26 protein-coding genes are annotated in these 24,547 nt (G+C 60.7%); 15 read left to right on the plus strand and 11 right to left on the minus strand.

The window, feature by feature from the left end; all coding sequences use genetic code 11:
• Positions 1-434: 434 nt before the first annotated feature.
• Positions 435-1,625: a class C beta-lactamase gene (gene ampC, locus AB6803_RS08955; RefSeq protein WP_371108548.1), complete on the minus strand. Its 1,191-nt coding sequence runs from the start codon at positions 1,623-1,625 to the stop codon at positions 435-437.
• A gap of 54 nt (positions 1,626-1,679) precedes the next feature.
• Positions 1,680-2,576: a class A beta-lactamase gene (bla, locus tag AB6803_RS08960; protein WP_371108549.1), complete on the minus strand. Its 897-nt coding sequence runs from the start codon at positions 2,574-2,576 to the stop codon at positions 1,680-1,682.
• Between the two features lie 170 nt (positions 2,577-2,746).
• On the opposite strand from bla, the gene AB6803_RS08965 reads away from it, so the two are divergent.
• Positions 2,747-3,622: a LysR family transcriptional regulator gene (locus tag AB6803_RS08965; RefSeq protein ID WP_371108550.1), complete on the plus strand. Its 876-nt coding sequence runs from the start codon at positions 2,747-2,749 to the stop codon at positions 3,620-3,622.
• Positions 3,623-3,645: 23 nt separating this feature from the next.
• On the opposite strand, the gene AB6803_RS08970 is transcribed toward AB6803_RS08965, so the two are convergent.
• Positions 3,646-4,158 carry a GNAT family N-acetyltransferase gene (locus AB6803_RS08970; RefSeq protein WP_371108551.1) on the minus strand — a complete coding sequence of 171 codons (513 nt, stop codon included), beginning with the start codon at positions 4,156-4,158 and terminating at the stop codon, positions 3,646-3,648.
• Between the two features lie 153 nt (positions 4,159-4,311).
• Here AB6803_RS08970 and pyrE point away from each other — a divergent pair, with 153 nt between their 5' ends.
• A complete protein-coding gene (gene pyrE, locus AB6803_RS08975) occupies positions 4,312-4,827 on the plus strand; it encodes an orotate phosphoribosyltransferase (protein WP_371108552.1) in 516 nt (171 codons plus the stop codon).
• 17 nt (positions 4,828-4,844) lie between these two features.
• On the opposite strand, the gene AB6803_RS08980 is transcribed toward pyrE, so the two are convergent.
• Positions 4,845-5,840 (minus strand): LysR family transcriptional regulator, encoded by a 996-nt coding sequence (locus AB6803_RS08980; RefSeq protein WP_371108553.1) that lies wholly within the window; start codon positions 5,838-5,840, stop codon positions 4,845-4,847.
• Positions 5,841-5,960: 120 nt separating this feature from the next.
• Between AB6803_RS08980 and AB6803_RS08985 the strand changes: the two genes are divergently transcribed.
• Positions 5,961-7,361 carry an MFS transporter gene (locus AB6803_RS08985; protein WP_371108554.1) on the plus strand — a complete coding sequence of 467 codons (1,401 nt, stop codon included), beginning with the start codon at positions 5,961-5,963 and terminating at the stop codon, positions 7,359-7,361.
• Positions 7,362-7,433: 72 nt separating this feature from the next.
• Here AB6803_RS08985 and AB6803_RS08990 read toward each other — a convergent pair whose 3' ends face one another.
• Both AB6803_RS08990 and AB6803_RS08995 read right to left on the minus strand, forming a co-directional pair.
• Positions 7,434-8,705 carry an RNA polymerase sigma factor gene (locus AB6803_RS08990; RefSeq protein WP_371108555.1) on the minus strand — a complete coding sequence of 424 codons (1,272 nt, stop codon included), beginning with the start codon at positions 8,703-8,705 and terminating at the stop codon, positions 7,434-7,436.
• Between the two features lie 31 nt (positions 8,706-8,736).
• A complete protein-coding gene (locus AB6803_RS08995) occupies positions 8,737-9,129 on the minus strand; it encodes a YciI family protein (protein ID WP_371108556.1) in 393 nt (130 codons plus the stop codon).
• 385 nt (positions 9,130-9,514) lie between these two features.
• On the opposite strand from AB6803_RS08995, the gene AB6803_RS09000 reads away from it, so the two are divergent.
• Positions 9,515-9,892, plus strand: coding sequence for a VOC family protein (locus AB6803_RS09000; RefSeq protein ID WP_371108557.1), 378 nt, complete (start codon positions 9,515-9,517; stop codon positions 9,890-9,892).
• A 229-nt stretch (positions 9,893-10,121) separates the two neighbouring features.
• Positions 10,122-10,889 (plus strand): phosphatase PAP2 family protein, encoded by a 768-nt coding sequence (locus AB6803_RS09005; RefSeq protein WP_371108558.1) that lies wholly within the window; start codon positions 10,122-10,124, stop codon positions 10,887-10,889.
• A 22-nt stretch (positions 10,890-10,911) separates the two neighbouring features.
• Here AB6803_RS09005 and AB6803_RS09010 read toward each other — a convergent pair whose 3' ends face one another.
• Entirely contained in the window at positions 10,912-11,322 is a 411-nt protein-coding gene (locus AB6803_RS09010; protein ID WP_371108559.1) for a response regulator, read from the minus strand.
• Positions 11,323-11,672: 350 nt separating this feature from the next.
• Between AB6803_RS09010 and AB6803_RS09015 the strand changes: the two genes are divergently transcribed.
• The 6 genes from AB6803_RS09015 to AB6803_RS09040 all read left to right on the plus strand — a co-directional run bounded on the left by AB6803_RS09015 (position 11,673) and on the right by AB6803_RS09040 (position 17,299).
• On the plus strand, positions 11,673-13,229 hold the full coding sequence (locus tag AB6803_RS09015; RefSeq protein WP_371108560.1) for a phosphoethanolamine transferase: 1,557 nt from the start codon (positions 11,673-11,675) through the stop codon (positions 13,227-13,229).
• Between the two features lie 220 nt (positions 13,230-13,449).
• Positions 13,450-14,484, plus strand: a complete 1,035-nt coding sequence (locus tag AB6803_RS09020) for an LLM class flavin-dependent oxidoreductase (protein WP_371108561.1) — start codon at positions 13,450-13,452, stop codon at positions 14,482-14,484.
• A 163-nt stretch (positions 14,485-14,647) separates the two neighbouring features.
• Positions 14,648-15,553 (plus strand): MurR/RpiR family transcriptional regulator, encoded by a 906-nt coding sequence (locus AB6803_RS09025; RefSeq protein WP_371108562.1) that lies wholly within the window; start codon positions 14,648-14,650, stop codon positions 15,551-15,553.
• Between the two features lie 42 nt (positions 15,554-15,595).
• Positions 15,596-16,351, plus strand: coding sequence for a COG4280 domain-containing protein (locus AB6803_RS09030; RefSeq protein ID WP_371108563.1), 756 nt, complete (start codon positions 15,596-15,598; stop codon positions 16,349-16,351).
• Positions 16,348-16,554: a hypothetical protein gene (locus tag AB6803_RS09035; protein ID WP_371108564.1), complete on the plus strand. Its 207-nt coding sequence runs from the start codon at positions 16,348-16,350 to the stop codon at positions 16,552-16,554. The genes AB6803_RS09030 and AB6803_RS09035 overlap by 4 nt, the downstream gene beginning before the upstream one ends.
• Positions 16,555-16,717: 163 nt before the next feature.
• On the plus strand, positions 16,718-17,299 hold the full coding sequence (locus AB6803_RS09040) for a histidine phosphatase family protein (RefSeq protein WP_371108565.1): 582 nt from the start codon (positions 16,718-16,720) through the stop codon (positions 17,297-17,299).
• A 71-nt stretch (positions 17,300-17,370) separates the two neighbouring features.
• Here the strand turns inward: AB6803_RS09040 and AB6803_RS09045 are convergent, their stop codons facing one another.
• Positions 17,371-18,306 (minus strand): phytanoyl-CoA dioxygenase family protein, encoded by a 936-nt coding sequence (locus AB6803_RS09045; protein WP_371108566.1) that lies wholly within the window; start codon positions 18,304-18,306, stop codon positions 17,371-17,373.
• A 133-nt stretch (positions 18,307-18,439) separates the two neighbouring features.
• On the opposite strand from AB6803_RS09045, the gene AB6803_RS09050 reads away from it, so the two are divergent.
• Positions 18,440-19,303 (plus strand): helix-turn-helix domain-containing protein, encoded by an 864-nt coding sequence (locus AB6803_RS09050; protein ID WP_371108567.1) that lies wholly within the window; start codon positions 18,440-18,442, stop codon positions 19,301-19,303.
• Here AB6803_RS09050 and AB6803_RS09055 read toward each other — a convergent pair.
• Positions 19,293-20,720: a PLP-dependent aminotransferase family protein gene (locus AB6803_RS09055; RefSeq protein WP_371108568.1), complete on the minus strand. Its 1,428-nt coding sequence runs from the start codon at positions 20,718-20,720 to the stop codon at positions 19,293-19,295. The two genes, AB6803_RS09050 and AB6803_RS09055, sit on opposite strands and share 11 nt — an antisense overlap.
• A gap of 96 nt (positions 20,721-20,816) precedes the next feature.
• Between AB6803_RS09055 and AB6803_RS09060 the strand changes: the two genes are divergently transcribed.
• Together AB6803_RS09060 and AB6803_RS09065 are read left to right on the plus strand one after the other, a co-directional pair.
• Entirely contained in the window at positions 20,817-21,500 is a 684-nt protein-coding gene (locus AB6803_RS09060) for a pyridoxamine 5'-phosphate oxidase family protein (RefSeq protein WP_371108569.1), read from the plus strand.
• Positions 21,501-21,534: 34 nt separating this feature from the next.
• Positions 21,535-22,197 (plus strand): GNAT family N-acetyltransferase, encoded by a 663-nt coding sequence (locus AB6803_RS09065; RefSeq protein ID WP_371108570.1) that lies wholly within the window; start codon positions 21,535-21,537, stop codon positions 22,195-22,197.
• On the opposite strand, the gene aac(6') is transcribed toward AB6803_RS09065, so the two are convergent.
• Both aac(6') and AB6803_RS09075 read right to left on the minus strand, forming a co-directional pair.
• On the minus strand, positions 22,194-22,634 hold the full coding sequence (gene aac(6'), locus AB6803_RS09070; RefSeq protein WP_371108571.1) for an aminoglycoside 6'-N-acetyltransferase: 441 nt from the start codon (positions 22,632-22,634) through the stop codon (positions 22,194-22,196). The two genes, AB6803_RS09065 and aac(6'), sit on opposite strands and share 4 nt — an antisense overlap.
• Positions 22,625-23,167, minus strand: a complete 543-nt coding sequence (locus AB6803_RS09075; RefSeq protein WP_371108572.1) for an HIT family protein — start codon at positions 23,165-23,167, stop codon at positions 22,625-22,627. The genes aac(6') and AB6803_RS09075 overlap by 10 nt, the downstream gene beginning before the upstream one ends.
• Positions 23,168-23,397: 230 nt before the next feature.
• Here AB6803_RS09075 and AB6803_RS09080 point away from each other — a divergent pair, with 230 nt between their 5' ends.
• Positions 23,398-24,396 carry a sterol desaturase family protein gene (locus AB6803_RS09080; RefSeq protein ID WP_371108573.1) on the plus strand — a complete coding sequence of 333 codons (999 nt, stop codon included), beginning with the start codon at positions 23,398-23,400 and terminating at the stop codon, positions 24,394-24,396.
• Positions 24,397-24,547: the final 151 nt, after the last annotated feature.

The raw sequence follows: 24,547 nt of genomic DNA on the forward strand, positions 1-24,547 counted from the left end.
CCGGTGGTTTCAAGTGGGGTCGCGACTTGCGGGATAGATGGCGTGCTCGGCCAGAAAGTTAGCCGGACAAATTTCTCCGGCAATCACAACATTGTGCGCGACAGCTAAAAATCATGAAAAAACTGTAACTTGTCTCTCGGCTCATTGAGAGCGACATTCCCATCGCGCCGGATAAACGAGGTGATAGACATGTCAGACTTGGAAATGTTGGTGAGACGCCGGATCGAGGAAGAACGTGCCAAGGGCACATCCCCGGAGCGTATAACCCAGCTCATTCAAGAGCTCTTCAACAGCGTGGACGCTGCCCAGGCGAATGCTCCCCTTGCGGCGTCTCGCAGACGATAGCAAAACTCCCGTAGACTGACAGCGGCCGGCTCGCGGCATATATCCGGAGCCGGCTTGCGTCTGAAAAGAGGCGCGAGACCGGAGCTGCGTCAGCGCGTGCCTGTAGAGCCCGGCTCCTTGTCCAGCGCCATCAGGATCCGGTATGCCGCCTTGACGCGCGCGGGGATCGGATAGTTTCGGTTCGCCAGCATCACGATGCCGATCCCCTTGGCGGGAACGAAGGCGACATAGGCGCCGAAACCGTTGGTGGAGCCGGTCTTGTTGATCAGCACGTCCCTGCGCGGCGACTGCGGCGGCACGAGCTTATTCGCCTTGTTGGGGTTGCGGGACATCTCGTTGGAATTTCCTGCCTGCAGCTGCTCGAGGCTTGTGGGATAGGCATACATCTCCCAACCCAGCCCCTGCGTCATATCCCCGATCTTGTAATATCCGGTATGCGTCGCGGCGATCGCGCCCTGCAGCGTTTCGTCCAGTTTCGAACTGTCCATGTTGGCCTCAAGGAAGCGGATCATGTCGGCCGCGGTCGTCTTCACACCGTAGGCTTCCGAGTCCATCGGCCCCGGCCCGACGCGGATGGGCTTGTTGCTCTTCGCATAGCCATAGGCGTAGTTGTCCATCTGATCCTGGGGCACGCGGATATAGGTATGGGTCAGGCCAAGCCCCGGGAAGATCTTGCGCTCCATCAGATCGTCGAAAGGCTCGCCCATGCTCGCGGCGGCGAGATGGCCGAACAGGCCTATGCTCGGGTTGGAATAGAGCCGATGGGTGCCGGCGGCGTAGGCTGGGCGCCAGTTCCGGTAATAGGCGATCATCTTGTCCTGATCGGTCACATCGTCGGGAAACTGCAACGGCAGGCCGCCCGCCGTATAGGTGCCGAGATCGAGAAGGCTGATAGTGTCGAAGCTGCTGCCGGCGAGCGCGGGCAGATATTTGCTCGCCTTGTCGGAGAACGACAGCGTTCCGCGCAGCTGCGCATAGGATGCAAGGGTTGCGGTAAAGGTCTTGCTGATCGAGCCGAGCTCGAAGATCGTATCCCCGGTGACCTTCTGCCCGCTCTCCCTGGAGGCGACGCCATAGTTGAAGACGTAGTGCTTGCCCCTGACGGTGACCGCCACGGCCATGCCCGGAATGTCGTTTTCTTTCATGGCGGGTCGGATCGCGTCATTGACGGCGCGCTCGAGCCGGTCTTGCTCGCTGCTATCGGCGGCGTGGACGCTGGTCCCATGGAGCAGAGACGCAACAGCGATCATTCCAAGTGCTGGAAGAGAGATGTTTTTCATAATGTAAACAATGTCCTCATATTCATGATTGGTCGGGGCAAAGCCCCGGCGATTTCATATCTCAGCTGCGATCCGGCCGATTTCGGCGATGACGGCATTGCGTTCTTCAGCGGCGATCTCGGGTATCTCGCAAAAAGCCGTGACGATGATCGGCGCCCGATCCTGTGGCCAGATGACGGCGATATCATTGGCGTTGCCGGCCTTGTCGCCGTTGGTGCCGGTCTTGTCGCCGACCAGCCAGGTCTTCGGAAGGCCGGCGCGAAGGCGCGTGTCGCCCGTCTTGTTGATGATCAGCCATGCCGCCAGTTGAGCGCGCGAGGGACCGGACAGGACATCGGTGAAAAGAAGCCGCCGTAAGTTCTCAAGCATGGCAGCCGCCGTGGTGGTGTCGCGAATATCGTCCGGACCATCGTGATAGTTAAGCTCGGTTTCGATGCGGTCGAGGCGCGAGACCTCATCGCCGAGGCTGCGGCAGAAGGCAGTCAGCGCCTTGGGGCCTCCGAAGCTGTCGAGAAGCAGGTTTCCGGCCGTATTGTCGCTGCGGGTCACAGCGGCATCGCAGAGCTCCGCAATTGTCATGCCGGGCGAACCAATATGCATCTCCGTCACCGGCGATCCGGACTTCACGAGCTCCTTTTTCGTGAACTTGACGCGCCGGTCGAGTGTTTCTTCTCCTCTGTCGACACGCGCAAGAACCAAGGCCGCCGCCAGAGCCTTGAAGGTGCTGCACATCAGGATGCGTTCGCTCGCGCGGTGCTCGACGCGTTTGCCGCTCGCCAGATCGAGAATGCTCACGCAGATGCGACCGGGATACTTGCGCTCAAGCTCCGCAAGCCTGGCCTCGGCGACCTGCGCCTCCTGGGCTTTAACCTCCGCGCTGAACACCGCGAGCGCCGGGATCGCAAGCAAACTGCCGGCAAATGCCTGCCGGCGTGACAATACCATCGTCATTCCTGTCTTCCACTTCGGGTTGGTGTTGGAGAGAGGTTGGCGACATCGATCCCGTTGATGTCTTCAGGGCCGCCTGCACCTCTCGAAGCGGACTATGCAGCCGTGCCATGCCCTCGACAAACGATCAATTCTGGGCTTAGACATGAGAAAAACTTGGGCATTGAAGAACCATGGATATCTCGCAGCTACCGCTGAACGCCCTGCGCGTCTTCGAAGCCTCGGCGCGGCATGGCAGCTTCACGCGGGCCGGCATGGAACTTCGGGTCACGCAAACGGCCATCAGCCATCAGGTCAAGGCGCTTGAAGAAGTCCTGGGCATCACCCTGTTCAAGCGCCTCCCGCGTGGCCTGGCGCTGACCGACGAAGGACATGCGCTGCTGCCGGTGCTGACTGATGCGTTTCGCCGCATGAGTGCGACGCTCAGCCAGCTCGAGGAAGGCAATTTCGACGAAATCCTGACCGTCGGCGTGGTCGGCACCTTCGCGATCGGCTGGCTCCTGCCGCGCCTCTCCTCATTCAAGGCGCAGCATCCGCATGTCGACCTGCGGCTGAAGACAAACAACAATCGCGCCGACATGGTGCTCGACGGCCTCGATTTCTTCCTCCGGTTCGGCGATGGCGCGTGGCATGGAACGGAAGCGATCCATCTGATGGATGCACCCCTTTCTCCGGTGTGCACGCCGGCATTAAGCGAAGGGCTTCACACACCGGCGGACATGGCTAATCTTGACCTGCTGCGGTCATACCGGATCGATGAATGGCCGCTCTGGTTCAGGGCGGCGGGGGCAGCACCACCCAATCTCCGCGGCTGGATGTTCGATTCGTCGCTGACGCTGGTGGAGGCTGCGGCGCGCGGCGTGGGCGCGGCACTCGTCCCTATCGCCATGTTCTCTCACGAGATCGAAACCGGCCGTATCGTCCAGCCATTTCCAATCACCGTGCTGACTGGCAGCTATTGGCTGACACGGCTGAAATCACGCGCCGAAACCGCTTCCATGAAGGCTTTTCGCCAATGGCTGATGGCGGAAATGGAAGATCAGCCATAGCGGGCCGAAGACCCTCCCCCGGCTTATCCCTGTCGCAGCGCCGCGAGCGCAAAAAGATTGGTCGGCGCGCCGTGCAGCATGATCTCCCGCTCCAAGGCGAAGCCGCATTTCTCCAGCACATTGCGTGAGGCGACATTGACCGGACGGACGAGGCCGATCACCCGCTCGGCATGCAAGTCATCGAACGCAAAATCCAGAACCTGCCGTACCAGTTCGGTCGCATAACCCTTGCCCCAGCTATCCGGATGCAGATGATAGGAGAGATTGAGACCCTCGAACTCCTTCGACACGGTCACACCCCCAAAGCCGATCAGCCTGCTATCCGCTTCCACGGCCCAGCGTCCAAATCCGTGGCTGCGCCAATGATCCATATCGCGCGCGAGGCGTTGGGTACTCTCCTCCCGCGTATCCGGCGTCGGGTTTGGCCGATGCGCGACAAGCTCCTGCCGTGAAAAAAGCGCAGCAACGAAATCGACGTCCGTCTCCACCGGCACCCGCAAAAGCAGGCGTTTTGTCCGCCAAACCCGCTCAGTCATCGATCATCCTAACAACCCCTCTCCCGGAACGAGCACAGTTGCCGCAATCAGAGGCAAAGAAAAACACCCACGATCCCTTGTGATCGTCATCGGCACTTTGCTGACTTCCACGGATTATGTAAATCGAAGGCGAACAAGGATTGGGAGACGGTTATGAGCGACGACTTGTTGGGCACTGATATCAATGCGATTGCGCGGATCCATGGGACTTTCACGCTGCGTTCCGGTCAGGTCTCAAACGAATATTTCGACAAGTACCGATTCGAATCCGACCCGGCTCTTCTGCGCCGCATAGCGCGACGCATGTTGCAGCTTCTGCCGAGCGATACGCAGGTTCTGGCCGGACTGGAACTGGGCGGCGTTCCGATTGCCACGGCAATGTCGCTGGAAAGCGGCCTGCCAGCCGCATTCATCCGCAAAGAGGCAAAGAGCTACGGCACATGCAAGGCCGTCGAAGGCCTGGACATCAAGGGCAAGAAGGTCACGTTCATTGAGGACGTGATCACCACGGGCGGTGCAGTCGTCGACGCGGCTAAGCTGGTCAATGCCGAAGGGGCCGATATCCTCGCTGTCGTCTGCGCCATCTGGCGTGGGAAAGGCGAGCCTTCCCTCCCCGGACTGCCGGACCTCCCTGTTTTTCCGGCGCTGCTCGCATCTGAATTGCGATAGAGCCGCAATCGCCAAGCTTATACCGCTACGGCCAAAGGCGCCTGTTCGTAGCAGCAGGCGGCCTTGGAAACGCCCACGCGGCATCCGGATGCATGAAGCGCATCCGCCACCACCTCCACGAAGAGCCGGCGGAACCATACGGCCCTGCCATCGGCCTGGTCGACACGACGATAGAGCATCGTCACCGGATCGGCCGGCAGGTCGAGAGGCGGCTGCGAAACCTTCAGATTATGCAATTGCGCCATGCACCGGGCGATCGATTCCGGGATCGTCGCAATGGCCGGCATGGCCCGAAGCGCCATCGGCAAGGCAGAATAGCGCGGCACGGTCGCGACGACCTGACGATGATATCCGACCCGGGCGAGAGCAAGATCGACATTGGTCAGCGTGATGCCTTCCAGGGAGACGGTAATGTGGTCCGCCTTCGCAAAATCCTCAAGCCCAAGCGGCGCGTCCAATCTTATGTGCCGTGGGTCGTAGATGCAGGCCGATGCCTGGTCGAACAGTGGCGCGCGAATGTGCCAGGATGCCGGTTCGTCATGCACCGAGATGCTGAAGTCATAGGCCCCTTCATCGAGCAGGCGCCCAGCTTCACGTTTGTCGAAAGCAATACCGGTCAGCCGAGCGTTCGGCGCAAGGCCACGTAGCCGCGCCGCCAACGGACCGAAAAAATCCGATTCGAGATTGTCGCACATGCCGACGCGAAACTCGCCTTGCCAGCTTGAAGGGTCGAAAGCCGCCGGCGGCCGGATGGCACGCTCGATGCCCGAAAGGGCTTCCTCGATGGCAGGCGCAATGGACAGCGCCCGCGCCGTCGGCTGCAAACCACGTCCGACCCGCACGAACAATTCGTCGTCTAGCGTCTCGCGCAACCGGCGTAGCGCGGCTGACAGGCCCGGCTGGCCAAGCAACAGGCGTTCGGCGGCACGGCTGACATTCCGTTCCTGCATCAGCACGGAAAAGGCGAGCAGCAGATTGAGATCGATTTTTCGAAGTGCAGCATCATTCATCATCACCAGTAATACCTGACATGGTTACTATCAATTTGCAATAGGGTTTGAACGTGTACATTTTCTCGTTCCCTGCCGTTTGCAACCTCCCAAGAGGCGGCAGCATAGAAAGGAACGATCCCGATGACTTCTTCCCAAACCCGAAGCGGGGCCGGATTTGCGCTGCTGCTGCTATGCGCCGCCAACTTCCTGGACGCCATGGACGTCTCCACCATTGGGGTGGCCCTACCCGCAATCCAGAAAGAGCTCGGCATGCAGGCGACATCGCTGCAATGGGCCGTCAGCGCCTATGTGCTCGGCTATGGCGGCTTCCTGCTGCTCGGCGGCCGCGTTGCCGATCTCTTCGGCCACCGCCGCGTCTTCCTCTGGTCGCTTGCCGTCTTTGCCGCCGCCAGCATTGCCGGCGGCTTCGTCGATAGCGCGCCAACCCTGATCGCCGCGCGCTTGATCAAGGGCATCGCCGCCGCCTTCACCGCGCCGGCGGCGCTTGCATTGTTGCTCTCCGTCTTCGGAGAAGGCAGTGCCCGCGCCAAGGCGCTCGGCGTATTCTCCTCCACCGGCGCTGCCGGCTTCGTGCTCGGCATGGTGCTGGGTGGTGCTGCGACCATCATCAGCTGGCGGGCAACCATCGTCATGGGTGCGCCTGTCGCCATCCTCGCCCTGATCGTCGCACCCTTCGTCCTGCCCGCCGATCACAAGCGAAGCGGCCCACGCGCCCGCTTCGACTGGGCAGGCGCAATCACCATCACTCCCGGTCTGCTGCTCTTCGTCTTCGGCGTCACCAATGCCGCGGCCGATGGCTGGCAGGCGTTTGCCACCTGGGGATCACTGGTGGCAGCCCTGGTGCTGATCCTGCTCTTCTTGCTGGTCGAGTCGCGGCATAGCGATCCGATGGTGCCGCTTGCCATGTTCCGGCGCGCCAAGCTCAGCCATGCCAATGCCATCGCCGCGCTGTTCCAGGGAGCCTATGTCGGCTTCCAGTTCATCGCGACGCTCTACTATCAGACAGTCGTCGGCTGGTCGGCCTTCGCCACTGGCTTCGCTTTCGCCATTGGCGGCGTCTGCGTCATGTTCCTCGCACCGCGCTTCGCCACCATCGGGCAGGCTCGCGGCACGACCCTGCTCATGACGCTGGGCGTCGGACTGCAGGCCATCAGCTATCTCTTCTGGGCGCTGTCGGCCGGCCATATCGACACGATCCTGCTGGTCGCCATCTCGCAGCTGCTGCTTGGTATCGGCTATGCCATGACCTATCCGTCCATTCAGGTTGCAGCCCTGTCCGATATCGAAGAGGATAAGTCCGGCCTGGCTTCGGGCATGCTCTTTGCCTCCTTCCAGATCGGCGGCGGCATCATCCTGGCGGCGGCCTCGGCCGTCTTCAGCGCTGCACCCAGTTACGGCTGGAACCCCTATATCGCCGGCATCGGTTTCGTGACGATCCTGGCCGCCGCCATAACGCTGCTGGCCGCCGTCGGGCCGAGAACGGCGACATCGCGTCCGGATGCCTACCAGGCAGCCGAATAACCAGCGACTTTCATACCCGCGCCAATACGGCGCGGGTATGAGCGATTGAAGTCATCATTACCGTGACGAATGCTATTGCGATGACAGCGCCGCCACGTCGGCGGCGCGTCGCCTCAACAGGTCTCGTTCGCGCTGGTTTCCCGCAAGGGTGGCGGCTTCCTCGAAGGCGGACCGCGCCTCCTCAAAGCGAGCAAGCTTCTGAAGCAGGTCGCCGCGTACGCTCTGCGCCAGATGATACCCTTTAAGCGCGGGCTCATGCGCAAGCTGATCCATGATCGCTAGCCCAGCCTCAGGCCCTTCGGCCATGCCCACCGCGACCGCGCGATTAAGCTCGACAATCGGCGAAGGCACGACCGCCGCCAGCTCCCCATAAAGCTCAGAAATGCGCGACCAATCGGTCTCACCGGCTATTTGGGCCTGCGCATGACAGGCAACGATTGCCGCCTGCAACGCGTAAACACCGCCGGCACCGCCAAGGTCGCGTGCCTGCGCAAGTGCCCGCAGACCTCGCCGGATCTGCAACTGATCCCACAGGGCCCGGTTCTGCTCCAAGAGAAGGATGGGCTCGCCGGCCGCGTCCGTGCGCGCTGCAGTGCGTGAAGCATTCAGCTCCATCAGCGCCAGCAATGCATGTGCTTCGGGCTCATCGGGCGCGACGGAAATGAGCACGCGGCCCATGCGCAAAGCCTCGTTGCAGAGCTGTGGCCTCAGCCAGTCCTGACCACGCGCTGCCGTATAACCCTCGTTGAAAATCAGATAGACGACCTCCAGCACCGATGCGAGCCGCTGCGCAAGATCCTCGCCGCGCGGTGTCTCGTAGGCCAGCCCCGATTCCGAGAGGGTTCGCTTTGCGCGGACGATACGCTGGGCGATCGCTGCCTCGGGCAACAGAAATGCCCTGGCGATCTCCTCGGTCGTCAGGCCGCAGATCATCCGCAACGCCAACGCGACGCGGGCCTCGCGCGATATCAGCGGATGGCAGGCTGTAAAGACGAGGCGAAGCAACTCGTCGCCTATATCGTCGTCGAGGGCGGCGTCCAGATCGGGCATGGCCTGCTGCTCCTCGTCCATATCCAGGGCGATCATCTCATGCTTGCGCTCGAGCATCTGGCGGCGGCGCAGATGATCGAGCGCCCGGCGCTTGGCGGTCGCCATCAACCACGCGCCTGGCCTCTCCGGAACACCGGTCTCCGGCCATCGTTCGAGGGCTGCCAATAGCGCCTCCTGCGTCAGATCTTCTGCAAGAGGCACGTCGCGCAACATCCTTGCGAGGCTGGTGATCAGCCTCGGCTGCTCGATCCGCCAGACGGCCAGGATCGTTCGGTGGGCGTTGGCGGCCGTCATGGCCGCCTATCCCGTCTCTTCTGTGTTTGCCTCAAGCGACTGCGGCCGCGTGTGGGTCGCACGCGCCCTCCATATCGGAGGTGAAGAATGGGCGAACCTCGCATATGCCCTCCCAGCCCGGCATGAAATCTATGTGAAGCTGCATGAACTCGACCGCCAACGCCACTGCCTCTTCCTTGTTTTGAAATTCGGAGATCGCGTAGCCGCCGATAACCTCCTTGGCTTCGACAAACGGGCCGTCGAGGACATTGAGCTTCCCGTCCTTGATGCTGACGCGGGCACCCGTGGCCATTGGCATCAGTCCGCCGGTATCGATCATCCGGCCGGCCTTGATCTCGCGATCGGCAAGCTTGCCCATGGCTTCCATGAGTTCCGGCGTTGGCGTAGCGACGTGAGCAGATGTGATAATCGACATGAAGCGCATTTGACCATTCCCTTCGAGGCGAGCAGCTGGCGCCATTGCCGCTGAATTGGCTCGCTCAATACAACGACGAAGCAATCCTTCGAGAATCGACAGGCGGGTTGAAAAAATGCGTAGCCGGGACCGAAAGACGGCAACTCCTCCCAGACCGTCAACGCCGCCAGCCTATCAATGTCACGCACAAATAGGCAACTCGCCAAATCGCGGCGATCAAGGGGCCTCTCATGCCCTCGAATCCAGCCAGACGGCTGCCGCTCTTCATTGACTCCGAACGGTCGTTGAAAGATGGTTGGGCCAACACTGGAGCCCCTGGTTTTTTGAAGGGATCGCAAACTCTTCGCCTTGGGACGCATGAAGCCGCTACAGCGGGCAAGAGGAGTCTGCATCCATGTTCGATCATATCTCGATTGGCGTCAAAAGCCTGGAACGATCCCAGCAATTCTACGATGCAGCTCTGGCGCCTCTCGGCTACGAGCGGCTGACGAATTTCGATGGCACCGTCGGCTATGGCGCGGAACGGGCGCAGTTCTGGGTCAGCCAGGTGGAGCGTCCCGTCCCGGCGGATCGCGGCTCCGGCCTGCATTTCTGCTTCGTCGCCCCCAACCGGGAAGCGGTTGACGCCTTCTATGCCGCCGGGCTCGCGCATGGCGGCGAAGACAATGGCAAGCCGGGCATCCGGCCGGACTATAGCCAGTTCTACTATGCCGCATTCGTCATCGATCCCGACGGCTATCGTCTCGAAGCCTATTTCCAGACGGGACTATGACGATTGCCGTAGTGGGCAACATCCTATCCGGCGGCTTATTTTTCGACCGCAGCATAGCGCCTCGACGCCATTTCCGCGCGCCGTATTTACTAACTATTTGATGTTTCAGGCTACTGTCAGGCTTCTGTCGTAAGTGCACAGTCGATGGGGATTGTCAGTGCCGTTGCCTAAGACGCCAGTGAAATTCCGTCGCATCTTTGCATTCGATGACGGAAGGCGGCATTTCCTGATGTATGACGGCTATATTGCGTATCCGAAACGCGCGGCGTCGCTCAGCAAACCTTTCACATCATTTCTGACGCTCTTTGCGCTCTGGTGGGCGCTGCTGCTTTTCTTCAACAGATTTCCAGAGATCGACCTTTCCGTCGCCCGCAGCGTCTTTACCAATGCGCCCTGCCCCCCGGGCGACTCGGCGGGCAAGGTTTGCGGCGTGTTCGCCTACGACAGGAGTTCGCTCTTCGCTTTCGTGCGCACCGTGACGCTCGTCCTGCCCTATATCGCAATCATCATCTTGCTCTCGCTCCCAATCCTGTCCTGGAAACGGCTCGGGCCGCTTTGGCGCACACCGAAAGTCGATCGATACATAGCCGCGTTGTTGTCGCTGGCGCTTGGCTGCGGCCTCCTCGTGAACCTATTCCTGAAAAGCTTTTCCGGCCGGCCGCGTCCGCGTGGCACCGATCTTTTCGGAGGCACGCTGGATTTCGTCCAGGCAGGTTCCTTCGCGGGAAAATGTCTCAGGAACTGTTCCTTCGTCTCCGGAGAGGCGTCATCGGCCGGCTGGCTTCTCTGTCTTATTCCCCTGCTGCCGCCACGCTGGCGCTTTCCGCTGGGCGTGCCGCTGGCCATAATATCCTTCCTGATGCCGACCATGCGCGTGCTTACGGGCGCGCACTACCTGTCCGATGTGGTCCTTGGCTGGCTTTCGTCGCTGGTGACCTTCGCCGCCATGCTGGCCATTTTCGAGTTCCTCCGCTCCAGACCGTCACAAGGGACTTGAGAACGGCGGGGCCTGCCGCTCTTTAACCGGCCTTGGGCAGGAAGCCTGACCGATCGCCTCTCGATTTTCCAGCGCCCGCGGACGCTGTCGCCTTGCGAATCCGAGCGATCAGTTCGGCAAGCCCGAACGGCTTAACGAGATAATCCACCGCCCCGGTGCTCAATCCGGTCATCTGATCCGAGATCTGGTCATAGGCGGAGAGGATGATCACCGGTGTCGTTCCGATCCGGGCTCCCATGGATTTCAACAGATCCAGGCCGCTGCCATCCGGCAGCCGCAAATCGAGAAGAACCACGTCGTAGTGGCCTCTGGCAACCGCCGTCTTCGCCGCTCCCAGGTCCATCGACCAGTCGACCACAAAACCCTCGGCAAACAGATGATCCTGCACCGCATTGCCGATGGTAGTATTGTCCTCGACCAGTAAAACCCGCACGGCTGCTTCCTTAATTGAGAAAGGAAGCTATGATCGTGATTGCTGACGGTGACCTGAACTCCACTTAACCGTGCGACAAAAAGCACGGATAAGCGGAATCGACTAGCGCACAGGCTGACGTTATTCAGGTAAATGTCAGGAACGGTGGGCATGGTCTCGCGCTCAGACAGTCTAAGCTGCGTCATGCACGCTACGTTTTAAGGCTTTCCCACTCAGCGTGAGGGAACGCCCGGAGAAAACCGTTGAACAATAAAAACACTCCGTCTGGCGGACGAAGCGTCCGACCGGCCATCGGCAGCGTCACTCTTTGTCTTATAACCACCCTTTATATACTTCTTGTGACAAACCGGATGTTCTGGACCAAGGCTTACGGCTATTTCCTTGCCGAGCCCGCCGCCTTCGCTGGCTTCGTCGTCGGCATCTCGGCCGTCATCATGGCGCTTTTCACGTTTTTCTCCGCCAAATACATTACCAAGCCGACCCTCATTTTCTTCGTTCTCGTGGCGTCGGTGTCCTCGTGGTTCAACGACCAGTTCGGTGTGATCATCGACAAGGAGATGATCCGCAACGCGGCGGTATCGACGGGCGCCGAGGCCGGCCATCTGATCACCGCACGTTTTGTGACGCATGTGCTGCTGACAGGCATCCTTCCGTCCCTGGTGATCGCGTCCGTGCGCATCGTCCATCGCCCGATTCTCAAGAAGCTAGCCTATAATACCGCCGTCATTCTCTCCTGCGTCGCGATCTTCATGGTTGCGGGCATCAGCTTCTACAAAACTTATGCCGGCGTGGGCCGGGCGCATCGCGACATGATGGATACGCTCAATCCGGTGGTGCCGATTACCAGTGTCGTGCGCTACATCGTCGATTCCACCAAGAATGCAAACGTCGTTGCACAGCCTCTGGGCACGGACGCCCGCAGGGTTGGTGCTGTCGACAACGGCAAGCCGCGCGTGACGATCATCGTCGCCGGCGAAACGGCGCGCGCCCAGAATTTCTCGCTCGGCGGCTATGGCAAGATGACCAATCCCGAGCTGGCTAAACAGAATATCGTCTATTTCCCCAACACCACGAGCTGCGGAACGGCAACGGCGACATCGATCCCCTGCCTGTTTTCCGTCTACACGCGGGCGCAATATAGCCATCGCAAGGGTCTGGAAACGGAGAACCTGCTCGATGTGCTGACGCATGCCAAGGTCGACGTGACCTGGCTGGACAACGACACCGGCAGCTACAATGTGACAGATCGCGTTCCCTATACCTATCTGCCACCCTCAGCCGATCCCCGCTTCTGCAAGGACGGCGAATGTCACGATGCGATCCTGGTCGACAAGATCGACAACTGGCTGGACCACATCAAGGGAGATAGCGTCCTCGTGCTGCACCAGCTCGGCAGCCACGGCCCGGCCTACTACCAGCGCTACCCCGAAGAGTTTCGCCGCTTCACGCCGGACTGCCGGGCTAATGACTTCGGCAAGTGCTCGCAGGAAGAGATCAACAATGCCTACGACAATACGATCCTCTACACCGATCACATCGTCTCGGCGGTGATCGACAAGCTGAAGCAGCGCTCGGCCACGGTATCCGGCGCGGTGATGTATTTCTCGGATCACGGCGAGTCGCTTGGCGAGAACGGCATCTATCTGCATGGCACGCCGTATATTATCGCGCCGCCGGAGCAGATCCATGTGCCTTTCCTGGTCTGGATGGCCGACGATCTGGCAAAGATCGGCGGCTATGACATGAGCTGCGTTGCCAAGCAGGCGACCGAAGGCACCCACTCGCACGACAACATCTTCCATAGCGTTCTTGGCATGATGGACATAGCAACGAAGGTCTACGACCCTAGCCTCGACGTCTTCGCCGCCTGCCGCCATCCGGCAAACAAGCTGGCTCAATTGAATTGATGCCTGCGGGCTTGTGACTTCAATCGCGGTATCGCCAATCCGATATCGCGATTCCTTCCGTCACCCCGCAGGACACGTCTGCGACGTTGCTCGTCCTCACTATCGCTATCGTCATATCGAATTCCTCGAACGGAACCCTCGAAACTTTGAGGGTGTTTCGCGATGGGGAACGCGAGTAAATGCCACCCGAACATCATGACGATAGGCAATGGACACAATCATGACGGCAAACACAGTCGAGTTCGGGCTCGATACATTCGGCGACGTAACCCATGACGAGAGCGGAAAGCCGGACTCTCATGCGCAGGTCATCCGCAATGTCATCGAGGAAGGCGTGCTCGCGGACCAGCTCGGGATCGATTTCTTTGGGATCGGCGAACATCACCGCGAGGATTTCGCGGTCTCCTCGCCCGAGACCGTTCTCGCCGCCATCGCTGGCCGCACGTCGCATATCCACCTCGGATCGGCGGTCACGGTTCTGAGCTCCGACGATCCTATCCGTGTCTTTCAGCGCTTTTCGAGCCTGGACGCGGCATCCAACGGACGCGCCGAAGTGATCCTCGGCCGTGGATCCTTCACCGAGTCGTTCCCACTGTTCGGCTTCGAGCTGTCACAATATGAAAAGCTGTTCGAAGAAAAACTCGATCTTTTCGCCGCATTGCTCACCAACGAACCGGTGACCTGGAAAGGCAGCATCCGTCCGCCTCTCGACAAGCAAAAGGTTTTCCCGACGATCGAGAAGGGTCACCTGAAGACGTGGATCGGCGTCGGCGGCAGCCCGGCTTCAGTCGTGCGCGCTGCACAGTATAATCTGCCGCTGATGCTGGCGATCATCGGCGGCAGCCCCTATCGCTTTCAGCCCTATATCGATCTCTATCACAAGGCGTTCGCGCAATTGGGCGGGACGGCCCAGCCGATCGGCATCCACTCCCCCGGCTATATTGCCGACACCGACGACCAGGCGCGTGAAGAACTGTGGCCCTGCTACAAGGTGATGCGTGATCGCATCGGCCGCGAGCGCGGCTGGCCGCCGGTGACACGTGAGGAATTCGAAAACGAGATCGAACACGGCTCGCTCTATGTCGGCTCGCCCGAAACGGTCGCCGCCAAGCTGACGCCGGTGATCAAGACACTCGGCATCAACCGCTTCCAATTGAAATACAGCGCCGGCACGCTCAGCCACCAGAAGCTGATGCGCTGCATCGAGCTTTACGGTCGGGAAGTCATCCCCGCGGTGCGGGCGGAATTGGCGTAACACTCTCCAACCTCAACTGCGGTGCCTGACGGGCCGAAGAGGATGATTGCGGCCGCGACAGCTCGACGCGGCCGCCGGAATCCTGTTGCTACACTTAGTAATGAATACTACATTCATCTACATCGGTAGCATTTGCTACACGACGATAGATGGAAGCACCAGAATGACAACGGATGCACGATCGCAGCCGCAGCGTAATTTCGACGCCCGGATTCTCGCCGCGATCGAAGGCCTTGCACCGGCTGAAAAGCGCATGGCCCGCTTCTTCATCGACCAGAAGCAGGCCGTTCTGCTGAACTCCGCCGCCCAGATTGCCGAGCTTGCCGGCGCCAGTGACGCGACGGTGGTGCGAACCGCCCGCGCGCTTGGGTTCGAGAGCCTCTCAGCGCTTCGTGCGGCATTGCTTTCGGAATTGACGGGAACTCCCTCGCCCGGTAATCGGCTGGAGCAGACGCTCGCAGCAACCGACGGCAACGCCGCCGGTATCCTACACCACGTCATCGGCACGCACGAAAACGCGCTGGACGTTCTGAAGCGTCCGGAGACTGCGGCAAGCTTTACGCGCGCCATCGATATTCTGGTGGCGGCAAACCGGCGCCATGTCTTCGGCATCGGCCCTTCCGGCGCGTTGGCGGATTATGCCAGCCTGCAATTCAACCGCATCGGCCTGCCCACCTGCCCGCTCTCCGCATCGGGCATTGTTCTCGCCGACCGCCTTCTCTGGCTCGGCAGGGGCGACGCCGTTTTGATGATGGCCTACGCGCCGCTCTATCGCGAAATCGAGGTCGTGCTCGAACAGGCCGGCCGGCATGACGTCCCGGTAATCCTCATCAGCGACGATCTCGGCCCATTGATCTCCGACAAGGTGACGGAAATCCTTCCCGTCCCACGCGGCAAGGCCGACCATCTCGCCATGCATGCCGGCACCATGGTGCTGATCGAAGCGATGATCGTTGGGCTCGCCGCGCATCGCCGACAAGCCGCCTTCGACAGCCTTGATCATCTGAGCACCCTGCGCGGCTCCATCGACAAGGCCTGGAGCAAACGCGGCACGAAGAGAAAGAAATAGCATGCGGAATCAAATCCCTATCCGCCTCTCAGGATTCATTGCATGAATAGCCTCACTCCTATCCTCTCCACCCTGACGGCCTCCTTCCTCGGCTCCTTTGTCGAGGTGGTCGAAGCCTTCACCATCGTCCTTGCCGTCGGGGTCACGCGCAGTTGGCGCCCGGCTCTGATCGGTGCGGCGCTCGCACTCGCCTTGTTGGCCGCCCTCGTCCTCATCTTCGGACCGCTGCTGGCGCTGATCCCGATCCATACGATGCAATTCGTCATCGGCGTTCTCCTGATTCTCTTCGGCATGCGTTGGCTGCGCAAGGCCATCCTGCGCTCGCTCGGCGTCATCGCGCTCCATGACGAGGCAGCCGCCTTCACCAAGGAAACGGCAGCCCTGCGGCAACAATCCGACGACCGGCGCGCGGATTATCTCGCCGGCCTTGCCTCCTTCAAGGCGGTGTTGCTCGAAGGTGTCGAAGTGGTCTTCATCGTCATCGCCGTCGGCGGTGCTCATGGCATGACGCTCTATGCCGGTTTTGGCGCACTCGCCGCCTTCATTCTGGTCATGCTCATCGGCCTCGTGGTGCATCGCCCGCTCGCCACCGTGCCGGAAAACACGCTCAAATTCGTCGTCGGGCTGATGCTGACCAGCTTCGGCATCTTCTGGACCGGCGAAGGCATCGGCGCGGACTGGCCCGGCGCGGATCTTGCGCTGATCGCCATCTTCGCAATCGTTTCGCTGGTATCCTTCATCATCGTTCGCAGCCTGCGCGGCTCGACCGGCAAACCCACCGCAAAGGCAGCCCAATGAGTGTCATCCGTACCGCCCTGTCCGAGCTGATCGGCATGTTCATCGATGATGGCAGCTTGGCGACCCTCTGCCTGATCCTGGTCGCCGCCGTCGCCGGAGCCGTCGAGTTTCTGGCGCTGCCGCCACTTATCGGCGGCGTCCTGCTTCTGGTGGGATGCCTCGCCATTCTGGTGCACAGTGTTCTGCGTGCGGTAAAACGATAGGATCATCATTCCCCTGCAAACCATTGGTATGCAGGGGAAATCAAGGAACTCCCTGCGAACCGATCCCCATCCCTGAGCGAGACGATGGTCGACCTCTCCCTCGACAGAGCATCTGGCAGATGCGAAGAAGCTGAAAGGTTCAGCGCGATCGAGAGGCGTTCAGATGAGCAGTGCATATCCGGAAATCTATCTGGTTCGACATGGGCAGACGGAATGGAGCCTGTCCGGTCGGCATACCGGGCGAACCGACATTCCCTTGACCCCTGCCGGAGAAGAGGCTGCCCGCAAGGTCGCAGGCCGCCTGCCTGCCATCGACTTCACCGCCGTCTGGTCGAGCCCGTCGCAGCGCGCCAGGAACACCTGCGCACTGGCCGGCTTCGGTGACGTCGTTGTCATCAAGGATGATCTGGCGGAGTGGGATTACGGCGCCTATGAAGGCATCACCACCAAGGACATTCAAGCACAACGTCCCGGCTGGGAGATTTTCCGCGACGGCTGCCCAAATGGCGAGACGGCAGCCGATGTCGGCGCACGGGCCGACCGGATCATCGGCCAACTCCGAGAGGTCAACGGCAACGTCCTGATCTTCTCCAGCGCGCATTTCCTGAGGGTCTTCGCCCCCCGCTGGATTGGCCTGCCGCCGGAAAACGGCGCACGTCTCGTGCTCGACACCACCAGCATCAGCACTCTCGGCTACGACCACGACTTAAGCGAACCCGTCATCCGCCGCTGGAACCAGACCTGACGGATCGTTAGACAACGATCGAGCGGCAGCAAGACCACTCGATCAAAGCTTTACGCCGAGCCGCAACCGCCTTACCAGGCGGTCAGCCCCAGCAGCTTTTCACCCAGCGGCGTCAGAACCGCTGTCTCGGCATTATGCTTTTCCCATTCGCGAGGATCACCCGGAAACGCGTCGCGTTGCGGGTGGTCGCGCTCGCGCCACAAGCGGATACGCTCCTCCCGCTCGGCAACATTGTCGAACTCGGCCGGATGCATCGACACATATTGCGCCATGCGCACGCGGTTTTCCGCATGGTTTGAGCGGACACCGTGTGCCAGCAGCGAATTGAAGATCATCAGGTCACCCGGCTCCATCTCGATATTGACGACGGAAAGCCCCGTCATATCGGGATGCATCGGGTCGCGATCCGCGGGCTGCGTCTTCTCCCACTCGTCGAAACGCTCGAATAGTTCCGGCACGCATTGAAACCCGCCGACGTCTCCATCCTGTTTCTTCAGGCTCAGAACGCCCTGCACGCCGATCGGCAGCGGACGGCGCGATGTGTCCACATCCCAGTGAATGAAGCCGTTCGGATTGCCCTTGACCTTCTTCGGCGCATTGAGATTGGCGCGATCGATGGTCACCCACAGATCCTCGCGGTCCCAGATATCGACAAAAACGTCATAGATGCGCCGTTCCATGCGGTTGTCCCAGAGCGCCTGGTGATTGTAGATCTCCAGCATGCCTGTGTTGTTGAGCTCCTTCATCTTGTGCTCGCGGCGCTGCGGCGCATACCAGGTCGACGGATCGTTCGGGTCCTTCTCGTCAAATGCCCAGAGCACCTCCACAAGCCGCTCGACATTGGCAGCGGGTACCGCCTGCCGCACGATCACATAGCCCTTGGTGATCCAGTGCTGCCAGTCCTCCTGCGAAAGAACGCGCAATGGCAGCGTCTTCTTGATGTCCTTCAGTTGCGTCGTGACCGAAGAAGCGGTCGGATGAGCGTCTCGTTTCAGGGCCTCTTGCATTTATTCCTCCCATCGGATCGATGCCTGTCGTTTCAGGCGACGACCGATTTGTAGCGGGATGCATGCCGCTCATGTTGCCCTGCCCAGGCAATTTCTGATACTATTCTGGCTTATATGAACATAGTGGCGCCCGATGAGACCCTATCTTGAAGTGTTGCAGCGCTCGCCTGATGCGTCGTGGAGTATGCTCAATCGACGGCTCGACGACGCCATTCCCTTCCAATGGCACCATCATCCGGAATTCGAACTCACCCTCACGCTGAACTCAATCGGTCAGCGTTTCATCGGCGATCATAGCGGCAACTACGACGACGGCGATCTTGTGCTGGTCGGGCCAAACCTGCCGCATACATGGGTCTCACGCGCCAAGATCGACCAGCACCAACCGCATGTCGCGCTTGTCCTCTGGTTCCATCGTGATTGGCTGTTGCGCATGACCGGCGGCGCCGTCGAGTTTCGACCGATCGAGACGATGCTGGAGCGAGCCGATGGCGGCCTGCATTTCTCGAAGGAGACCGCACAAGCAGTGCGGCTTGAATACGACGCCGTCTTCGACAAGCCGCCGGTGGAGCGCCTGTTATCGCTCTTGAACATCCTTGCCAGAGTTGCAGATGACCGGCAGGCAACACCGCTTGCGAGCGCGCCGGGCCAATCATCGGAACTCAAGGAGAGCCGCGAGCGTATCGACCGCGTACTGACGCATATGCATCTCCACTATGCGCGCGCCATCGGCCTGGAGGAACTGGCCGATATAGCCGCACTCAGCGTTTCCGGCCTGCATCGCATGTTCCGCCGCCACACCGGCACCGCCATTTCGGACTACCTGACGCGCATGCGGATCGGCGACGCCTGCGCCCGCCTCTCCTCCACCACTCAGGCGATCCACCACATCAGTGATGCCGTCGGCTATCACTCCATCGCCAACTTCAACCGGCAGTTCAAAACCCTTAAGGGCATGACGCCGCGGGAATACAGGGCATTGTTCGTCAGACGATGACCGACGAACGGCAAAACAGCCTGGCGATCCTTGCCGCCGCCGCATCCGCCGCTTCTGGCGGCATGCGTGCAATGCCGAACAACAGGCCCGGCCGTGGCGGACCGAGGTGCAGGGATGACATGGCGCGGAGCGCAAACCCCTCCGCGTTAATCCTTCGCACCGCCGACACATCGTCGGTGCCCACATCCTTGAACCATGTGGCCAGCTGCAGCCCGCCGGCGCCCTCGCCCACCTCGAGCCAATCGCCGCAATGACGGCGTAGTGCGGAAACGGTGGCTGCCATGCGGACGGCATAAATCGTGTTCATATGCCTTAGATGCGCGCGAAAACGGCCATCGCGGATGAAATCGGCGAGCGCCGCCTGGATATGGATGGGGACGACGGCGCCTCTCAACAGCTGTGCGGCTGTCACCTCCGGCACCAGCCAGGACGGCACGACCGCGTAGGCAACGCGCAGGCCGGGAGCAAGCGTCTTCGAGAAGGTGCCGAGATAGGCAACCACTTCGCCACGGTCGATGCCCTGCAGGGCGGCAATCGGACGCGAGGCATATTGGAATTCGCTGTCGTAATCATCTTCCAGCACGACCGAACCGTTGGCGCGGGCAAATTCGAGCAGGGCCAGACGACGCGAAAGGCTCATCGTCGCGCCGGTCGGATATTGATGCGAGGGCGTAACATAGATCAGCCGCGGCGGCGGACCGGCGGCTTTGGTGACATCGATGCCCTCGATATCGCAGGGCACAGGCACGAGGCTCGCGCCCGCCATCCGCAGCAAGGCCTGTGCGGTCGCATATCCCGGCTCTTCCATCCATGCGAGGGTGCCATCCGGGCGATCGGATCGCAGCAGCACGCGCGCCAGGAGATCGATGGCCGCTCCGGTGGAGGGAACGATAATAAGCTGCTCCGCGCGCGCGATTACGCCGCGCGTGACGGAGATGTGCTCGAGGATCGCTTCGCGCAACTCGCGAATGCCGCTATGGGCGCCGTAGCCGAGGTCATGCACCCGGAGCGAACGGCCGCGAGCACCGAGATACCGTGCCCAGGCGGCATGCGGAAAGGCGGCGGTATCCGGCACGCCGGACTTGAACAAGCCGTCGGTGGCGACCTCGAGCGTTGGCGGCGGGCTGAGCGGAGATGGCTCCGCCTGCCCTTGCAGAGGCGGTGTTGCGAATGCGGCAACGCGGGTCGCCGCCCCCGTCGTCGACTGCAGATAACCTTCCGCTTTCAGCCGTTCATAGGCATTGACCACGGTGGAACGCGCCACATCGAGCGAGATTGCCAGCGTCCTTGTCGACGGCAGCTTTTGTCCCTGCAACATCTGCCCTCGAAGGATGCGGTCTCGCATCAGGCGATAGACCTGCCCCTCCAGATCGCCCGAGGTTCGATCGAGCGCCGGCCATTGCGCGGCAGATGTCATGACGCCCTCAACTGGTCTGTTTAAAATATAAGAACTGGCTATTTATAACATACCTCTTTGGCGGCAAGGATCAAAGCGACACCAACGAGGAAAACCATGGCCGATCTCTCCCCGCCGTCCGCCGACGACTATCCGACCACCGAACGCACGCGCGTGCGTCGCGAACATCATCGCGGCAGCCATGCGCAGGCGGACGTCCATGCTATTCTAGATGCCGCCCCGCTCTGTCACGTCGGCTATGTCATCAATGGTGCGCCCTATGTGACGCCGACGCTGCATTGGCGCGAAGGCAATCATGTCTACTGGCACGGCTCCGCCGCCAGCCGCTTTCTGCGGGCTGCGGAGGACATGCCTGTCTGCCTCACCTGCAGCATCATGGACGGCTACGTGCTCGCCCGCTCCGCCTTCTACCATTCTGTCAATTACCGCTCCGCCATGGTCTTCGGCAAAGCACGCCTGCTGGAGGACGCCGACGAGAAAGCCGATGCCCTGCGTCGCTTCGTCGAGAACCTGTTTCCCGGCCGTTGGGACAGCCTGCGGCCGATGACCAGCCAGGAGGTGAAAGCGACCTCCGTGCTGCGGATGGAAATCGAGGAGGCGACCGCCAAGGTGCGCAACGGCCCGCCGGGAGATGCCGACGAGGCCAATGTTCCGGTCTGGGCGGGCGTCTTGCCGGTCCACAGCCATCTCGCTCCGGCGGAAGCCGCGCCGGGAGTACTCCACGGAATAGAGCTACCCGAACCGCTGGCGGCGCTGATACAATCAGGCCGGCTTCGATAGATTGCCCTCGCATTTGATACCGAAGGACTTCGACATGGACCTTACAAATTGGAACGGCGTACCACGCCCGGAACGGATCACTCTGGAAGGCCGCTATGTCCGGCTGGAGCCGCTTGACACCGCGCGCCACGGCGCCGACCTCTTCGCCTCGGCACAGGCGCCTGGAGCCGACGATCGTTTCCGCTACCTGTTCGAAAACGCCCCCGCCGATCTCGCTGCCTTCACGCCCTGGCTCGAGAAAGCCGCAGCCAGCACCGACCCGCTGTTCTTCGCCACCATCGACAAGCGGGCCGGCCGGGCCGAGGGCCGGCAGGCATTGATGCGGATCGACCCGGCGCATGGCGTCATCGAGATCGGCAGCATTCTCTGGGGTCCAGCAATCGCCCGCAGCCGCGTCACCACCGAGACGCTCTATCTCTTTGCCTCCTACGTCTTCGACACGCTCGGCTATCGTCGTTTCGAATGGAAATGCAACAATCTCAACGAGCCCTCCAAACGCGCCGCCGAGCGCTTCGGCTTTTCCTTCGAGGGCATTTTCCGCCAGCATATGGTCGCCAAAGGCCAAAACCGCGACACCGCCTGGTTCGCGATGATCGACGCCGATTGGCCGCGCCTGAAGGCCGGCTACGAACGATGGCTGAGCCCGGATAATTTCGACGAAGCCGGACAGCAGAAAAGCAAGCTGACGTTCGGCTAAAGCGGCTTTCGGAAATACACCACGCGTTGGGTTTCCTCAAAACCCAACGCGTGGTGAAAGGCATGGCTTTCGATATTGTCGAGCAGCGCATCCGAAGCAAACTCCTGGCATCCGGCGGCGCGTCCCCAATCGGCAACGGTGCGGCAAAGCGATTGCGCTGCGCCCTGCCGCCTGTGCTCCCGGCGCACAAAAATGCCCTCGAGGAAAAGCACAGGAGAGGTCTTGCAACCATTGACATAGTCGTGCCGCAGCGTCGCCTCGGCAAACCCCACTGCGTGACCCGTCTGATCGCAAGCAATGAAGGCGATGGCATTTTCTTTTGTGAGAATTTGTGTCAGCTCAGCGCGATGATGCTCCATCGAGCTACCCGGCCAGAGTTCTCCGCGCAGACGCAACCATGCATCCAGATGTTCGAAACTGGCTTTCTCTATTCGCATCGTTCCTGCCCATCCTTTGATAGATTTAGCCGCAATGACACTCCCGGTTGAGCCGTCACAAACGCGGCTCGCATCATTGCGACGACATCTGAAACCATCGGCCCCGTGACGGGCGGCGGGTTTGGCGCCTCGCAAAACTCCCGCCAGATAAAGAACGTCAATTCGGCACCATCCGTCCCCACGTCCCCCGCAGGCTGGCCGAAGGAGCCAAGAACCCGATAGCGCTCATCCTTCCAGAACAGAGCCTCAAGCCACTCATAGACCGGTATGATATGGAAATGAATCGGATGCCCTGGCGAATGACCATAGCGGCCAATATAGACGCGCGCGGGACGAAGCAGGGTTTCGATCGCCCGCTGTGTCTTGGCAAGAAGAGGCCCAAGTGACGCAAGCGCTTCGGTTGGCAGATCGTACAACGCATTTGTTGCAGCCTTGGAGCCGACCATCAGATAGCCCGGTAAGGCCGTGTCCATGCGATGGTTCACGAGCCAATGCTCTGTCTCGTGAATCCTGAATTTGGAAGGAATGTCCAACGACGACACCTCTCACTGCTGTCTGGGGGCTCCACCAAGACTTTCGTCGGTAAAGGCCCATGTCTTGAAGCGGAGTAACTGAAGACGACCAACTTGACCCACACCAGCAACATATTGAAACAAAAACGCTTCCGTTCCACTCAAGATTTCTCTTTCGTGGCCACAATCATCACGGTACATATCGCTCATATTCGCGCCAACCCACATGATGATAGTCCGAGGATAGTGGCATGACATTTCAGAGCAGTTCGCGTCTCTACGCTGCTGTTTCATCCCTGTTGTGGCCGGTGATCTTTTGCGCCGGCCTGACAGGCTCCTATTTTGCATTTCAGTCGGATATGCATCTGCTGTGGTTCAATGTCACGTATCTCTCGATCGTGGCGATCATCGCACTCTTCGAGCGGCTGATGCCCTATGAAGAGACCTGGCTGGACGGCGATGGCGAGACGCTCAACAATCTCGCCCATACGCTCCTGAGCAAGGGCGGCGTGCAGATCGCGGCGGCCATCGGCACGTCATTCCCGATGGCGGTGGCGACCGTGGCGCAGCCGTTCCTCAGCCACAAGGCGAATATCTGGCCGGAGCAATGGCCGATGGCCTTCCAGGTCGTGCTCGGGCTCGTCATCGCCGAATTCGGCCTCTATCTCGCCCATCGCCTTGCGCATGAGTACCTGTCGCTCTGGCGCTTCCATGCCCTGCATCACAGCGTCGAACGCCTATGGGTCATTAATACCGGGCGCTTCCATATTATCGATTCGCTGTTCAAGATCGCGCTCGGCCAGATCCCGCTCTACCTGCTCGGCGCGCCGCTGCCGGTCTTCCTGTGGATCGGCGCGGTCACGGCCTTCATCGGCCTTCTGACCCATTGCAACATCGATGTCCGCACCGGCCCGCTCGACTGGTTTCTCTCGACGCCGCGCCTGCACCGCTGGCATCATTCCAAGCTGCTTGCCGAGGGCAATACCAATTATGGGGAAAACCTTGTGATCTGGGACCAGATCCTCGGCACCTATTATAATCCGCCCCGCCCCTCCTCCACCGACATCGGCATCACCGGCAAGGTCGCCGACAGTTTCGTTGCCCAGCTCGTGCAGCCCTTTTCAAAGAAGGGCGCCAAGCAGATCATCGGCAAAAAGCCGAAGGAGGTCCGGGACAAGGAAGAACTGGCCGCCGCCAAGGCCGCCTCCCGGCGCAAGCAGGCCGAGGAGCCGATCCGCAAGTCGGGCTGAAAGACACACGACACCGGTCAAATTTTCGAATGGATATGCGGCGCAGGGACAGGCAGGGATGAAATGGCCTCGTCCCGCTGCCGCGCGAAAGCGCATAGACTGTGTCCAGGGAAACCGGCTCGACCCAATTCGGCGCGCCGCCGACACACGT

Origin of the sequence: Rhizobium sp. RCC_161_2, assembly GCF_041355235.1 — a bacterium.
In the GTDB taxonomy this organism is placed as follows: Bacteria; Pseudomonadota; Alphaproteobacteria; order Rhizobiales; family Rhizobiaceae; genus Rhizobium.